At 70.3% G+C, this 14176-nt stretch carries 9 protein-coding genes and 2 riboswitches; of the genes, 8 read left to right on the top strand and 1 reads right to left on the bottom strand.

All coding sequences use genetic code 11. The annotated features are described in order from the left end of the window. Positions 1-226 precede the first annotated feature (226 nt). The 8 genes from MXD95_RS18555 to MXD95_RS18590 all read left to right on the top strand — a co-directional run bounded on the left by MXD95_RS18555 (position 227) and on the right by MXD95_RS18590 (position 14045). Complete coding sequence (locus MXD95_RS18555; RefSeq protein ID WP_374122070.1) at positions 227-1231, top strand: AAA family ATPase; 1005 nt, start codon at positions 227-229, stop codon at positions 1229-1231. A gap of 728 nt (positions 1232-1959) precedes the next feature. Then, a complete protein-coding gene (locus MXD95_RS18560) occupies positions 1960-3360 on the top strand; it encodes a DUF58 domain-containing protein (RefSeq protein ID WP_250641926.1) in 1401 nt (466 codons plus the stop codon). Positions 3361-3656: 296 nt separating this feature from the next. Next, positions 3657-6137 (top strand): transglutaminase domain-containing protein, encoded by a 2481-nt coding sequence (locus tag MXD95_RS18565; protein WP_250641927.1) that lies wholly within the window; start codon positions 3657-3659, stop codon positions 6135-6137. Between the two features lie 205 nt (positions 6138-6342). Beyond that, positions 6343-6576, top strand: coding sequence for a hypothetical protein (locus tag MXD95_RS18570; RefSeq protein WP_250641928.1), 234 nt, complete (start codon positions 6343-6345; stop codon positions 6574-6576). A 92-nt stretch (positions 6577-6668) separates the two neighbouring features. Next, positions 6669-7418: a PIG-L deacetylase family protein gene (locus tag MXD95_RS18575; RefSeq protein WP_250641929.1), complete on the top strand. Its 750-nt coding sequence runs from the start codon at positions 6669-6671 to the stop codon at positions 7416-7418. 358 nt (positions 7419-7776) lie between these two features. Then, a riboswitch (glycine riboswitch) is annotated at positions 7777-7874 on the top strand. Beyond that, a riboswitch (glycine riboswitch) is annotated at positions 7875-8010 on the top strand. A gap of 56 nt (positions 8011-8066) precedes the next feature. Next, positions 8067-11126, top strand: a complete 3060-nt coding sequence (gene gcvP / locus MXD95_RS18580) for an aminomethyl-transferring glycine dehydrogenase (RefSeq protein WP_250641930.1) — start codon at positions 8067-8069, stop codon at positions 11124-11126. A gap of 275 nt (positions 11127-11401) precedes the next feature. Next, on the top strand, positions 11402-12142 hold the full coding sequence (locus tag MXD95_RS18585; RefSeq protein ID WP_250641931.1) for an FkbM family methyltransferase: 741 nt from the start codon (positions 11402-11404) through the stop codon (positions 12140-12142). Between the two features lie 832 nt (positions 12143-12974). Beyond that, on the top strand, positions 12975-14045 hold the full coding sequence (locus tag MXD95_RS18590; protein WP_250641932.1) for a glycosyltransferase family protein: 1071 nt from the start codon (positions 12975-12977) through the stop codon (positions 14043-14045). Here MXD95_RS18590 and MXD95_RS28595 read toward each other — a convergent pair. Then, the coding region (locus tag MXD95_RS28595) for a hypothetical protein (RefSeq protein WP_285223675.1) at positions 13964-14176 on the bottom strand (213 nt) is incomplete at its 5' end. The two genes, MXD95_RS18590 and MXD95_RS28595, sit on opposite strands and share 82 nt — an antisense overlap.

A 14176-nucleotide genomic window follows, 5' to 3' on the forward strand; every position in this document is an offset into this window, starting at 1 on the left:
CGGGCTGTGTCAGGCGACAACAGCCCCGCAGCCCCGCAGCCCTGATCCGCCCTCCTGGCCTCGGCGCCCCTTCGGAGCCCCGGCGTCCCGATCCTCGCGTCCCGACGTTGTGTCATCCCCGACCCGTAGAAGCCAGATCTCCGACCGCCCATCCGGGATCCCGACCCAAGGAGCGCACGGTGATGAACAGGCCTACCGTCTCCCCCGATCCGACCAGGTGCCTGGCATGACCGGACGAGACGAGGGCACCGGACCGGTGCGCGGCGACGAGGTCGGGATGGCCGAGTTCTCGGCGGTCTTCCGCGACGTGGTGGCGAACGTCGAGAAGGTGATCCGAGGTAAGCGCGATGTCGTCGAGCTCGCCACGATCTGCATGTTCGCCGAGGGGCACCTGCTCATCGAAGACGTTCCGGGGCTCGGCAAGACGTCACTCGCCCGCAGCCTCGCCGCGTCGGTGAACGCGGGCAGCCAGCGGATCCAGTTCACTCCCGACCTGCTGCCGGCCGACATCACGGGCACGATGGTCTACAACCAGCGAGCGAACGAGTTCGGCTTCCGCGCCGGTCCGGTGTTCACCAACCTGGTGATCGGCGACGAGATCAACCGGGCGTCACCGAAAACGCAGTCGGCCTTGCTGGAGGTGATGGAGGAGGGGCGGGTCACCTCCGACGGGACCAGCTACTCGGTGCCCCGCCCGTTCATGGTCGTGGCCACGCAGAATCCGATCGACATGGACGGCACCTACAGCCTGCCCGAAGCACAGCTGGACCGTTTCCTCATGCGGCTGCGGATGGGCTACCCGTCGCTTGACGCCGAGCTGGAGATCCTGGAAGGCACCCAGGTGGGCCGAGCGGTGGACGATCTGGAGCCGGTGATGCGGGCTGAGGACGTCGTGGCCCGATCGGCCCAGACGCTGGCCGTTCATGTCGCCCCCAACCTGCGCCGCTACCTGGTCCAGTTGGTCGTGGCCACGCGCACCATTCCCGACATCGTCCGGTTGGGTGCGAGCCCCCGGGGCAGCATCGCGCTGCTGCGCGCGGTGCAGGTCCGCGCGGCCGCCCAGGGCCGGGCCTTCGCCACGCCCGACGACGCGAAGGCGGTGGCCGGCGCGGTACTGGCGCATCGCCTCGTGCTCAGCCCGGAGGCGGAGCTGCGCCGTGTCCTCGCCGAAGACGTGATCGACGAGATCCTGCAGTCGGTTCCGTCGCCTCGCCGGCTCGTCGGGATCTGAGCGTGCCGCCCCGGGGCCGGCCTCCGCGTCACGACGACCAGCCGACGCTCACGCGCCGCTCGAGCAGGCCCGAGCCTGACACCAGGCCGCTGCGCACCACCACCAGCACCACCACCGGCCCCGACGCGTCTGGCCGGGCGGAGCGATCCGCCCCCGAACGGGGCCCGTGGCGCGCCCCGCGAGCATCCGCGTCACCCGGCCCTGTCGCCCGGGGTCTGGGAGAGCGGCACCGGCCACGGCCGACGACCCCCCCGCTGCCATCGTCCGCCGCTCCGCCGCCCGTCTCCCGACAGCCCGTAGCTCCCCACGGACCAGACCCCGGCCCGCGGGGCACGGGCGGGGATCAGACCATGCCGATCACCGGGCCGGCCCAGGCAGGCAATGGCCGGTCGGGACCAGCGTCTCGGTCGCGCCGCGAAGGCGACTCGTCGCCTGCCTGGAGGGCCCGCCATCTCCGGACGGGCGAGAGCCCGACCGACCCGCGAGCGGTACCGGAGCGAAGGACGAAGGCGCGAGCCGAATACCCGTGGGCCAAGCGCGTGCCGGTCGCCGACGACAGACTCCGGACCAACTCCGAGACAGCGGCCAGTGCCAAGATCGCGGCTAGTGCCGAAACCGTGACCGGGGTCGAAGCGGAGGCGGCGGGCTCGGTCGCGGCGGGCTCGGTCGCGACGGGGGAAACGCGTCCCCCTCGGATCCGTGCACGGCCTACCCGGCTGGGCTGGGGCGTGGGCGTCGCTGCCGCGGCGCTCCTGGCCGGCGCCCGGATGCTGCGTTACCCCGAGATGGGTGTCCTCGGCGGCACGGCTGCCGCGGCGGTGCTCCTGTCCCTGGTCCTTGCCGTGTGGCACCCACGAGTGTCGGTGTCACTGACTGTGACGCCGCGTCGAGCATCCTGTGGCGAACCCGCGACCCTCACGGTCGCGCTACGTAACGACGCGCGGTGGCGCTCACCCTCCTTCGGCGTCCGCCTGCCGGTGGGCTCAGCCGGCGTCCGTTCGGACCAGAGCATGACGCCTGACGAAACCCGCCTGGCGGGGGGCGCATCGTCTCCTGCGTATGTGGTGCTGCCGGTCGCCCGGATGCCGGGTTCCGGCACCCGCACAGTCGAACTTGCCCTGCGGACCGAGAGCCGCGGTGTCATGACGATCGGTCCGGTCGAGATCACCCGAACGGACCCGTTCGGCCTGGTCACTCGCCGCCAGAGTCTGGCGGCCACCGCGACGCTGCACATCCGGCCGCTGGTGCTGCGGCTCGCCCCGCTGGCCACGGCACCGTCGCACGAACCGGACGGCCAGACCGGGCATGGCACGGCGGGGGGACTGGATATCCACACGCTGCGGCCGTACGCGGCAGGGGAGGATCTCCGCCTGGTGCACTGGCCCTCGAGCGCGCGAGCCGGCGAGCTCATGGTCCGTACCCACGTCGATCCGACCGAGCCGGCAGCCACCGTGGTACTCGATGTCCGGTCCGAGGCGTATCCCCCTGGCCTGGCCGGGCGGGCGGCGTTCGAGGCGGCCGTGGACGTGGCGGCAGCGGCGGTGATGACCTGTGCGGGGGAGGCGTTCGGGGTCCGGCTCGTGACCACCGCCGGCCTGCGTGTCCTCGGCCGACGCCGGCGCCGTGACGCCGACATCCTCCTCGACGAGCTGGCCGCCGTGGACCTGTCGCAGGACGCCACCCTCAACGTGATCGGTACCCTGCGGCGCGGCGGGCTGGGCACCCTCGTCCTCGTGACCGGCGGGCTTGATCGGCTGGCCCCGGCCGCGCTGCGAACGGTCGGGCACACCTACGGGCGGGTGGTGCTCCTGCGAGTCGGCCCAAGGTCCGAGGCCACCGCCCGGGCGGTGCTACGGCGAGACTCCTCCGAACGGGCCCGGCTACGGCCGGCGATGTCCGTGCGGGCCAGCGGTTCGCCGACGGCCAGCGGTGTCGCGGCCGGCCCCTTGTCGGCGGCCGGCCGGTCCTGGGCGGGCGGCGCCGCGATGGCCACCCATGCACGTGGCGGCAGGCTGGGGGTCGTCGGGCGGCTCACCGTCATCGACATTCCCGATGCAACGGCGCTGGCCGGCCGCTGGCCGGCCGTATGGTCCCGAGGACGTGGCCCGATCGAGGAGAGATACAGGTGAGCGCGGGGCGCCAGCCACCCAGATCGGGCGGTGCGACCCCACCCGGCCGTGCCACTCTCCCCGGCCTTACCACTCCGCCAGGTGATGCCATCCGGTCGGGCGATGCCATCCGGCGGGCCCAGCGGCTGGGCGGCGGTGGCGGGCCCACGGACAGATCGCGGCACGCCGGATCGACGGCGTCGACGGCGTCGACGGCGTCGACCATTGTCCTCGGACCAGCAGGTCTCGGACTAGTCGGGCGGGCCCCGAGATGACCACCGAGCCCGTTTCACGCTTCGCGACGAGGACCGGTGCCGATGCCGGCGCTGTCGACCATCGAGCCCCGGCGGTCGCGGCTGCCTGCTCTCGTGCTGGTCAGCGGACTCGCGCTGATCGGCGGGCTCGGCTGGAGCCGCGTGTTCTCCGGCCATGAGATCGATGTTGACGTGGCCGCCGCGGCCATCCTTCCCGTGCTCCTGGTTATGTCGCTGAGCGGTTGGCGGCAGCGGGCTTCACCGTTCGTGACGGTCGTGGGATGGGGCAGCGGGTTCGTGGCCTGGGCTGCGGCCACCATCGCCGCCCCGGCCGGCGGCGTGTGGTCTCGGTTGGAGATGGTCGCGTCCGGAGTGTCTACCGGATGGGCACGTCTGCTCGACACCGCCGTTCCGGCGCCGTCCGAGGCGGGTCTTCTGCTGGCGCCGGCTGCCTCGACCTGGCTCGCGGCCGCGGTCGGCGCCGAGCTGGTGGTACGCACGCGCGCCCGCCTGCTCCCCGCACTGCCGAGTGCGGCCCTGCTGCTGGTCACAGCGGGCTATGCGACCCCCTCGTCCGGGCCGGACCTGCCGCGGGCCGCGGGGCTCGCCGCTCTGGCTGCGCTGCTCGTCCGGGCGCGCCGCCCGTGGGAGGGCACCTCGGTCGGCAGCACAAGGACGGACGGAGGGAGAAAGGTCCCGGTCTGGGTGGCTGGTCTGGCCCGGTCCGGCGGCGCGGCTCTCCTCGTCGTCGCCATGGGGGTGGGGCTGGCCGGCGGTCCGCTGCGCCTCCCGGCCGGCCGGCCCCCGGTCGATCCGCGTAGTTATCACACGACCGCCGCCGCCACCGCCGGGTCCGCTCTCAGCCCGCTGAGTCGGCTCGCAGGCTGGACCGCCCATCCGGACCAGGTCCTGTTCCAGGTGACGCTGACGCCACCGTCCACTGGCCCGACGGCTTCGCGCCTAGCTGTCCTCGACTCCTACGACGGCGCCACCTGGACGTCCACCACCCGATTCCTGCCGGCGGGTCAGGCGTCCGCAGGCTGCCCCGAGACGACCTGGCAGTCGTCGGCCACCGGGGCCGGCTCGGGCGGGACGGGTGTGCGCGACGCCCGGCCGGCGCCGGTGACCCAGGACCTGACCGTCGCCGCGCTGGGGGGCGACCTCGTGCCGGTCGTGGCCCAGCCCAGCCAGTTCTCCATGGTCCCGACCGCCATGTCCGGGGCAACCACCCGCGCGGGAAGCGGAACCACCCCGGGGGGAAACGGCGAGAACCCCGCCACCGGGGAATCGCGCGGACGGTTCGCGGTCGCGCCCTGTGACGGCACGCTGTTGCGCACCGAGCCGCTGGCACCGGGCACCCGGATGCGGCTGCGTTCCCAGCCACCGGCGGTACTCACCCCGTCCCAGACACTCGCCCTGACGGTGTCCGCCACGGCCGCAGATGCCCGAGACCTCGCCCTGCCCGCCGATCTGCCTCCAGTGCTGCGCAGCCTCGCCACGATCGCCACCGCCGGCGGTACCTCGCCCTACCAGCGGGCCGCACTGCTTCGGCAGTACCTGATGACGAACTTCGCCTTCGACCCCACTGCCCCCGCCGGGCACAGCCTCGCCCAGATCGCGCATTTCCTCGAACAGACCGGACGTGGGGTCTCCGAGCAGTTCGCTACCACCTTCGTGGTCGCCGCTCGGCTTCTCGGCCTGCCCACCCGGCTCGTCGTCGGCTTCACCACATCAGGCCCGGACACCGCCGCGCCTCGCGCGGTGCGCGGCCATGACGCTCTGGCGTGGGCAGAGATCCATTTCGCTGGCGCCGGCTGGCTGCCCTTCTTCCCCACCCCGATGGCGAGCGACGCGCGGGGCAGCACGGTTGCCGGTGCGGCGCAGGGTGAGTCCTCGGCGCAGTCCAAACTGGTCAACGCAGTGCTGGGCGCGGCGGTGAGCGGCCAGTCCGACACAGCGAGCACTGCCCATGCGCAGCAGAACCATCGTCGTCCACTCGGGCCAGGGTCGGCATGGTCCGACTGGGCACGGGGGGTTCGGCTGGCGGGGGTGGCGACCCTGGTCGGTCTGACCGGCTATCTCGCTCTGGCCTGGGCCCTGCCTGGCCTGAGACGCCGTCGGGCGCGTCGGCGTGGCGCTGAGCGGACGCGAATAGTCGCCGCCTGGAGCCAGGCGATCGATCTGCTGGCGCTGTCCGGCTGGCCGATGCCGACTGCGGCGAGCCCCGTCGAGGTCGTGGCCGCGGCCGGTCCGCTGGGTGAACCGGCCGGGACCGCGCTGCGGGGGCTGGCCACGCTGGCCACCGTCGCCCTGTTCGGTGACCCGGCTGACGACCGCCCGCGGGCCGCAGCCGGCCGCGGCGCGGCCGCAGAGGCCTGGCGGCAGGTCGATGCGTTGGAACGTGCACTGAACCGGATCGTGCCCCGCCATCGTCGGATCGCCCGTCGGATCTCCCCCCGCACCGTGGCCGGCGAGCTACGTCGTCGCCGGCCCGGAAAACCGGGCCCGGTTGCCCCACGCCCGCCGATGGTCGGACAGGTCTGATCAGCGGCCAGCGGTCGCCCGCAGTCCAGAAGCTGTGGGTTCTCTCTTGGCTACTTCGGGTATCGCACCTGTGGCGATGTCCGGCGTTGACCAGCGAAGACCGGTCCGCCGAACGGGGGGAGCGGCGTCGATATGGCCCGTTTCGGTCAGACGGTGGCCAGGCACCGAGGTCGACGGGGAGAGAGCCGACAGGGAGAGCACAGCGATGGCGCAGACACGGAAAGACACTCCGGTCGCCGCACGCGAGCGGGCGCCGAAGGGGCGCACCAGGCCTGCGGGGGCAGAGACCTCCAACGACGAGATGGCACGGCAGGTGGCAAGCCAGACCTCCTCCGACCGGAAGGCCGAGGAGGTCTTCCGACGGGAGCGGCACGGCGCACTCACCGATGAGGAGGCGGCCAAGAGCGAGCTGCTGCGACGGCCCACCGTCCACGGGTGAAATGCCCGCAGAGCCCGCAGGTTCGACTGACCCCATCCTGCGACGACGTCGTTTCCGCTGCGTGACGGCCGCGTCTGTCGTATGCAGAAGGCATGGCATCCGAAGCCGGCCGGCCGTTCACCGGCGCAGGCACCCCCGCATCGGCCTGGCAGCAGTGGGACCCGCGCTGGCCGGAGTTCGATCTGAGCACTCCCCCACAGCGGGTGGTCGTCGTGGCCCCCCATCCGGACGATGAGGTGCTCGGGGTCGGGGGGCTGCTGGTTCGGCTACACGAACTGGGTGCTGAGATCACTGTGGTTGCCGTCACCGATGGTGACGGGTCACATCCTGGATCGCCGACATTGACTCCCCGGCAGCTCGCGGAGCACCGGATCGCCGAGCAGCATGCGGCGCTGGACGCGCTTGGCCTCGGGCAGACCGAGGTGCGTCGGGCCGGGTTGCCGGACGGGCGGGTCGCCGGGCACGAGCCGGGCCTCGTCGACCTGGTGGAACCGCTGGTGACCCCGCAGACCTGGGTGTTCACCACCTGGCGCGGCGACCGACATCCCGACCACGAGGCGACGGGACGCGCGGCGGCCCAGGCCGCGCGACGGGTCGGTGCGCGGCTCGTCGAGTACCCTGTGTGGGCCTGGCACTGGGCGGTCCCGAGTGACCCCGATGTGCCATGGACGCGGGCGAGGTCCGTCCATCTGCCCGAACCGGTCATCGAGGCCAAGCAGCGAGCCGTCGACTGCTACCGCACGCAGATCGCCCCCCTGTCCGGCCATCCCGCCGACGCAGCCGTCCTTCCGCCGCCGTTCCTGGCCAGACTCCTCCGACCGACGGAGACCGTCTTCGTCTGAACGCCGTCACCTCTGCGAGCTGTCCGAGACCCGCTCGCCGCCAGACATTCGTGCACAGCCAAACGTCCGTGCGCTGTCAACGTCCGTGCGCTGTCAACATCAGTGCACTGTCAAACATCAGTGCAATGTCAACATCAGTGCACTGTCAACGCCGGTGCGCTGTCAACGTTCATGCAGCGTCAATACCCGCGCACGGTCAGCATCCGTGCGCTGCCGGTGTGCGCGGGCCGTCGGCAGATGAGCGCCACCAACATCCGGGCGTCGGCGATATTGCGACCAGGTTTCGGAATCCCGTCCCGGTGGCCGCCGGCGGGCGGTGCGGCTAGCGTCCACCGTACGAACTGCATACCGCTGCCGCTCACGCCCGTGCGGGAGAGCTCCGGGCCACCAGCTGCCGGGGCGCCGAAGGAGCAAGCTCTCCCCATAAACTCTCAGGCCCCCAACCGCCGGGTCAGGCAACTCTGGAAAGTGGACATCACGGTGTCCCGCCGACGGTGAAAGCCACTGCCGGCCTCGCGTGCGCCCGCCGATGTCGGCGGGCCCGAAGGCCGGCCAGTGGCGAAGCTCTCAGGCCACAGGACAGAGGGGGAGTCCCGCCGCGGCTCCGGCTCGTCCGCCGGTTCCGCCCGACCTCCGGAGCGCCCCATCATGCATGACAGCAGCGACCAGCACTTTCCGACCGTGACGGTGCCGGCCGGGGCATATCCCCGGTTCGCCGACAGGCACATCGGCCCTGACTGGAGCGCCCGCCGGGCGATGCTGGCCACGCTCGGCCACGACTCGCTGCGGGCGCTCACCGATGCCGCGGTGCCCGCGAGCATCGCTGACAGGACCCTCGACCTTCCGGCGCCCCTCGACGAACCGGCGGTCCTGGCTGCGCTACGGGCGCTTGGCCGGACGAACCGGCCGGTTCCCTCGATGATCGGTCTCGGTTTTCATCCTACGGTGATGCCGGGCGTCATCCAGCGCAACGTCCTGGAGAACCCGGCCTGGTACACGGCGTACACCCCCTACCAGCCGGAAATCTCCCAGGGTCGGCTTGAGGCCCTGCTCAACTTCCAGACCATGATCACAGACCTGACCGGTCTTGCGGTGGCCGGCGCCTCGCTGCTGGACGAACCCACCGCGGCGGCTGAGGCCATGCAGATCGCGTTGCGTCGAGCGAAGGGAGGCCGACGCAGCTACCTCATCGACGCCGACACGCTGCCGCAGACGATCGCTGTCGTGGCGACCCGCGCCGAGGCGATGGGCGTCACCGTCCATGTCGTCGACCTCAGCGGTGCCGACCTCAGCGGTGTCGGCGACACGGAGTCCACCGCGGGCTCCGGACCCGCCGGGAGCACGGCTGCGGTGGGGCTCGACGCGGTGCCGGCCGACCTGCTGGACTCGGCGTTCGGGCTGCTGCTGTCGTACCCGGGGCCAAGTGGGGCGCTGCGAGACCACCGCGAGGTGATCGCGCAGGCCCGTGGACGAGGCATCGTCGTTACTGTCGCGGCCGACCTGCTCGCGCTCACCCTGCTGCGCTCCCCCGGCGAGCTCGGGGCCGACATCGCCATCGGCAGTACCCAGCGTTTCGGCCTGCCGTTGTCGTTCGGCGGCCCGCACGCTGGCTACCTCGCCGTCCGCTCAGGCCTCGAACGCACGCTGCCTGGGCGGCTGGTCGGCGTCTCCATCGACGCGGATGGCGCCCCGGCCTACCGTCTCACCCTGCAGACCAGGGAACAGCACATTCGCCGAGAGAAGGCGACGAGCAACATCTGTACCGCGCAGGTGCTGCCAGCGGTGCTGGCCTCGATGTACGCGGTGTACCACGGCCCGCGGGGGCTGGCGGGAATCGCGCGCCGGATCCATGGGCTCGCGGTGCGTCTCGCCGAGGGGCTGCGTGCAGGTGGGATCACACTGAGTGACTCGTCCTTCTTCGACACGGTCGTCGCCGCGGCACCTGGTGGCCGCGGCGCCGAGGTGGTCGCCCGCGCGCTCGAGCACGGGGTGAACCTGCGCCTCGTCGATGACAACCACGTGGGCATCTCCTGCAACGAGACGACCGTGGAGGCGGATCTACGCGCGGTGTGGGCCGCGTTCGAGGTGCCACCGGTCGCGACGCCCGAGGTCACGGTACACGCCGAGCTGGACGGGCCGACCCCGGCCACGACCGGGATCGCGTTGCCCGACGCCCTGGTGCGGACCGACACCTACCTCGAGCATCCGGTGTTCCACGAGCACCGGTCCGAGACGGCGATGCTGCGTTATCTGCGCCGGCTGGCCGATCTCGACCTGGCCCTCGACCGCGGCATGATTCCGCTTGGCTCCTGCACGATGAAACTGAACGCCACGACCGAGATGGCCGCAGTCACCTGGCCGGAGTTCGCCGACATCCACCCATATGCCCCCCTCGATCAGGCCGCCGGATATCTAACGCTGATCCGGGATCTGGAGGAATGGTTGGCCCGAATTACGGGGTATGCGGGTGTGTCCGTACAGCCGAACGCCGGTAGTCAGGGGGAACTGGCCGGTCTGCTGGCCATCCGCGCCTACCATCGGGACACCGCACCTGACGGTGCTCCGGCACGTGACGTCTGCCTGATTCCCTCGTCGGCCCACGGGACGAACGCGGCCAGCGCCGCCATGGCGGGAATGCGCGTGGTGGTGGTCGCCTGCGACGAGAACGGAAACGTCGATCTCGACGACCTGGCCCGGGCCGCCGGTAAATACGCGGAGGTCCTCGCCGCCCTGATGGTGACCTATCCCTCGACGCACGGCGTGTATGAGGAGAGCATCGGAGCGGCCTGCGCGATCGTCCATGATGCCGGTGGGCTCATCTACGTGGACGGCGCGAACCTGAACGCACTCGTCGGCCTGGCGAAACCAGGCCGGTTCGGTGCCGATGTCAGCCATCTCAACCTGCACAAGACGTTCTGCATCCCGCATGGCGGGGGCGGTCCGGGCGTGGGGCCGGTGGCTGTCGGGGAAAAACTGCTTCCCTACCTGCCCAACCATCCCCTGCGGCCTGAGGCTGGCCCGGCCACGGGTGTGGGTCCCATCTCCGGATCGCCATGGGGCTCAGCCGGCATTCTCATGATTCCCTGGGCATATATCCAGATGATGGGCGCGGACGGGCTGCGTGAGGCAACCTCGGTGGCCGTTCTTAACGCCAACTACATTGCGCATCGGCTGCACCCGCACTATCCCGTCCTTTACACCGGGCGGAACGGGCTCGTGGCGCATGAGTGCATTCTCGACCTGCGTCCGCTGACCAAGCGCACCGGCGTGACCGTGGACGACGTCGCAAAACGGCTTATCGACTATGGTTTTCATGCGCCGACCATGTCGTTTCCGGTCGCGGGCACCCTCATGGTGGAACCCACCGAAAGTGAGGACCTTGCTGAGATCGACCGGTTCTGTGCTGCGATGATCGCCATTCGTGCGGAGGCCGACAAGGTCGGCGACGGGACCTGGCCGCGAGACGACAATCCCCTGCGCAACGCGCCACACACCGCGGCGATGGTCACGGCGGACGACTGGTCGCATCCCTATCCGCGTTCGATCGCTGCCTATCCGGTGCTGGCGCTTCGGACCGGAAAGTACTGGCCGCCGGTGCGGCGTATCGACGGTGCTTACGGTGACCGGAATCTGATCTGCACCTGCCCGCCGGTGGAATCCTTCGCTCAGCCCGCGGAAGATGAGGCGGTTCTGGCCACGGTCGGCTGAGCCGCCGGCCGGGTCGGGATCGCGGTGCCGGTCGGGGCTCCCGCTTGCCCCGATCGGCAACACTTCCGTTACGTGAGATATCTGCCCGGGGGGCGCGTGCTCCGGTTGGATAACCGGTGTTCCGGACGGTTCGGCCGGCGGGTGGGGTACCGCCGGTTGACCAGCGAACTGTCCACCTCAATAGTTGGATGCGTCGGACCGGTCAAAAAGAGCTCGGTCGCACACGGTGGATCGCCGACGAGACAACGTAAGGGGCTGGGCAGATGGATCCGCGGATGGAGAAACACCTTGCTGCGACCCGCCGGAAGGCGGTCGATCTGGGCCTTGGCCCGGTGCTCAAGGCGGTGCGGGACAACGTCGTGCCGACTGCGCGGCGTAACCGCAGCGACGACCGGCACCTGGCGCTGCTGATGTCGTTCCTGCTCACCGAGACGTCAAACTGTATTGATGTGGGTGCGCACCGTGGCGATGTGCTTCGGTCCATCCTGCGCCACGCTCCGTATGGAAGTCACGTCGCCTACGAGCCGCTTCCGCACATGGCTGCCGCGCTGCGGACCGATTTTCCCACGGTGGACGTGCGCCAGGCCGCGCTGTCCGACACGCCGGGTGTGCTGCCGTTCACCTACGTGCGCAGCCGCCCGGCCTACAGCGGCCTGCGGGATCGGGTGCCGGACACCGAGGACGTCGAGCAGATCGAGGTCACCGTCGAAGTGCTCGACGAGGTGCTGCCCGAGGACTACCGGCCGGCCCTGATCAAGGTGGACGTCGAGGGCGCCGAGTACGGGGTGTTCCGCGGAGCCCGACGGCTGATCTCGTCCAGTCGCCCGCACCTGGTCTTCGAGTTCGGTGCCGGCGCCCGTGACTACGGCACGTCGGCGGACGAGATGTACACGCTCGTCGACAGCGATCTTGGTCTGCGGATCTTCGACCTGGATGGTGACGGTCCGTACACCCTGCCCATGTTTCGCGACGCCTTCGAGACCGGCCGGCACTTCAACTTCGTCGCGCATCCCTGATCGGCTCAACGACTTCGGTTCGTCACCGCCGCCCCATCGGTGAATATGGGAAAAATCATATACCGCTGCGGAGTGGTGTTGATGGACTCGGCCATGGTGCGGGTGGGTGGTAGCGGCGCGCCTGGCCACGCCTGACTCGCCGCTGGGCCGTCGCTGTGACCGGAAACGGTCGTCTGGTGCTGGTCAGGATGCCTGAGTGCGGTTCGCTCCGCGCCCGCGCCGCGTTGCGCCGCGAGCGACCGCCGGCCGGGATCGCCACTGTGGGCGGTGGGGTGCGGCTCGGGACTGCACCGGATGGCGATGCCGGCCTGGCATCGCCAGGTTGATGCGCGGGTAGTTCTTACCCGCTCGCCGCGAAATATCTACGGTGCGTATCTACATCGGCGCCCAAAGTGCCGATCTTGACGCGGGTCGCGTGTACGCGCGGCGCGGTGTGAGCGTGGTCTGTCGGGCCGGCGATGGCCGATACCGGTCAGGGAAAAGGGGGAGTGACGGACTCGGCCGCAACACCGATACTTTGACGCTCCAGCATCTTGTCGTGGGTCGGATCTGTCGTACCCGGGAGGCCGCGGAGTCGATGCGGCGAACCTGTGTACGGGAGGTGCCGGAAACGGCGGAGATGCCGGAAACCGCGCGACGGTCGGGAGGCTGCGGGTGGAGGTGGAATCGCATGATCGGCGGCGCACTCCGGAATCCGTCAAGCTGTGTGATTTGCTCCGCCATCCAACGCGACGGATCCCGCCTCATCGACTCTGGCGTGGGCACTCCGTGCCCGCAGGGGTTACGAGAGGCAGCGGTCACGAGAGACAATGGTCACGAGAGAGGGGCGTCCGTGCGAACGCTCGAACCCACCAGCCTCGACCTCGACGCGATCGAGGCGGACAAGCTTGCCAAGGGCATCACCCTGAGCCTGCTGATCCCTGCCCGTGGCCCTGAGGCAGCCCGAACGCTTGGCGATATCATCGCGCAGAGCCGGCAACGGTGGATGCAGGAGCGCCGTGTGCTCGATGAGATCGGCGTGGTCGTCGATCCCTCGTCCGACGGGGACGAGCATGGCCTGGTGCGCATCGCGACCGATGCCGGCGCGAGCTGGGTCGTCCGCGGCCACTCGGTGCTACAGCGCCACGCTGGGCGGGAGGCGACGGCCACCGGCGGCAAGGCCGGGGCGATGCGTAGTCTCGCCTATCTTGCGTTTGGCAATCGACTCATCTTCCATGACGCAGATCTGGAAAGCTACGACCCCTTTACCGTCGGTGTACTGGCGGCGGCCGCGACCGCAGGCAACGCGCCTCTGTTCGTGAATGGCAGCTCGCGAAGGGTGACTGGTGACGGTCAGCCTGGTGGGCGTACGACCGAGATGCTGCGTTCGTTGCTCTCGAAGCAACTTGCGCGGTATGTACCGTCGATCACGCGCACCCTGCAGCCCCTGATCGGAGAGTTCGTGATCGACGCGGACGTCTTCGCCTCGCTGGCCTTCTCACGGGGTTACGGCGTTGAAACATCACTGAAGGTTCTTGCTCTTGACCTGTTGGACTACTCCGACAGCCTGCAGATCGAACTGCCGATCAAGTATCAGGTCGGGCAGCACTATCACGCGCTGGTTAAGCAGTTCCATGAGATCAGTTTCACAATTGATGTCCTGGAGGCGTACTTCCAGCGCCGTAGGGTCGACCCACACGTGGCAATCTGGCAGATCGCCGACAACTACGATCTGCTCTTCCCCGGACGCACCTACGCTCTGCACCGACCGGCGGGATACGACGACTCGGACTTCGTCCCGCGGCTCGGTTTCTACCAGCCGCTCGCGAGCTCTCCCGCCTATCAGGCCCGCTTGCCCGAGATCAAGAGCTCTCGCCGGCTGGCGCTGGACACCCTCGGCCGGCAGATGCGGACCTCCGCCTGACCTGGGCGGGTATCCGGGCCTGCGGGGTTTTCGGTCGATCCCGTGTGACCGAGTGGCGGGGGGGGGGGGGGGGGGGGGGGGGGGGGGGGGGGGGGGGGGGGGGGGGGGGGGGGGGGGGGGGGGGGGGGGGG

The sequence above is a fragment of the Frankia sp. AiPa1 genome, assembly GCF_023243075.1.
Classification (GTDB): Bacteria; Actinomycetota; Actinomycetes; order Frankiales; family Frankiaceae; genus Frankia.